A 1904-nucleotide genomic window follows, 5' to 3' on the forward strand; every position below is an offset into this window, starting at 1 on the left:
TTGCATTGACTTGCACCTTTGTTGCATTGACTTGCAAAAATTAATCTACCCTACGTTACGTAGTAACATTTAAGAGATTTATGTGTACACCGTAGTTCTTATCTGCTATGACTTGCCTTGGGATGATGACAACGAATAGGCTGTCTTTGAATCTGAGAAATTTAAATCGTCATCCTCATCAATAGGACGAGGTTGTTGACGCCGCATAATGCTATATACAACAGGTACAAAGATGAGAGTAGCAACTGTTGCAGCTGACAAGCCACCAATTACGGCGCGACCCAAGGGTGCATTCTGTTCGCCACCTTCACCAAGACCAAGAGACATTGGCACCATGCCGATAAGCATGGCTAAGGCAGTCATCAACACAGGACGTAACCTTGTATAGCCTGCTGTGAGAGCTGCTTTATAGGCATTTTCCCCTTCCTGACGCTGCTCGTTAGCAAAAGTGATCATTAAAATACTGTTCGATGTCGCCACACCGATACTCATAATTGCACCCATTAACGAAGGAACGCTGAAAGTGGTGCGGGTGACAAACAGCATCCAGACAATACCAGCTAAAGCACTTGGCAGCGCCATCATAATAATCAGGGGATCGAGCCAAGATTGGAAGTTGACCACCATTAAGCAGTAAACCAACACAATTGCAAACACAAGTCCTAAACCAAGTCCCAAAAACGAAGAGTTCATCGTTTGCACTTGCCCGCGGACATTAATCTGACTTCCCTTAGGCAATTTTTTCTGATAATCAGCGATGATTCGATTTACATCATTGGCAACTCCCCCAAGGTCGCGGCCAGAGGAGTTAGCGTAGATATCGAAAACTGGCTGAATGTTGTAGTGATTCACAACTTGCATCACTGTGTCGCGTTTTACACTAGCCAAATTACCTAAAAGTTGAGGTGCTGTTTGACCGTTGCCAACTGGCGTATTTTTCAGGCTGTCAATAGAGTCAAGTTTGTACTGAGGAACTTGTACCGCAAGGGTATAACTCACGCCTTTTTTGGGATCTAGCCACTGGTTAATTGCAGCTTGACCGCTTGAACTTAAGGAAGTAAGAACGCTATTGGCAACATCACGCTGGGTCATACCCAGTTGTTGAGCCTCGGTGCGATCTACATCAAGACGTAATTTGGGAGCATCGACAACTTGCTGAAGATGTACATCTACAGCCCCAGGAATACGCGTCATCCGATCGGCGATTTGTTGGGCAATTTCAAAGTTGCCCTTTGAGTTTTTCAGAGGGCCAGATATTTGCACGTCAACAGCAGCAGGCAAACCGAAATTGAGAATTTGAGTCACAATATCGGCTGGCTCAAAAAAGAAAGTGTAGCTGGGAAATGTCGCTTTCAATTTCTGGCGGAGTTCCTTGACGTAAGAAAAAGTTGCACCAGATTCTTTTAAAGACACAAGAATATCAGCATCAGCCGATCCAATTGTGGCACCGTTGTAGCCATAAGTAAGGTTAATGCCACTGGTGGGTAAGCCGATGTTATCCAGAATTAGAGAGAGATTCTCTTTCGGTACAGTCTGGCGGATAACGCCTTCGACTTGGCTGACAATTCTTTCTGTCTCTTCCAAACGAGTACCAGGTAAGGCTCGAACATGAAGGCTAAACTGACCACCATCGACTTCAGGGAAAAAGTCTTGACCGACGAATGGCAACAAAACTCCTGCACTGACAATAAAAGCACCAAATAACACAAAGACTATGCGGCGGTGATTTAATGCTGAGGTCAGGACATTGTAGTACCAACTGCGAAGTTTCTCAAATTGCCGATTAAACTTTTCGTGTAGCCGCCATATCCAATCTTTCTTCACAGATTTGGCAGTTGTCGTTGCTGCTTCTTCTGTTTGGTAGTGATCATCGCTATGACCATTATTGTTTTGGACTGGCGAAT

The 1904-nt window shown here is 44.6% G+C and carries 1 protein-coding gene; it reads right to left on the bottom strand.

Annotation, left to right across the window (positions count from 1 at the left end; genetic code table 11):
• Positions 1-105: 105 nt before the first annotated feature.
• Positions 106-1904, bottom strand: a 1799-nt coding sequence (locus ACFFAP_RS26385; protein WP_375514002.1) for an efflux RND transporter permease subunit, incomplete at its 5' end; no start/stop codon positions are given.

It is taken from the genome of uncultured Nostoc sp., assembly GCF_964245575.1.
In the GTDB taxonomy this organism is placed as follows: domain Bacteria; phylum Cyanobacteriota; class Cyanobacteriia; order Cyanobacteriales; family Nostocaceae; genus Nostoc.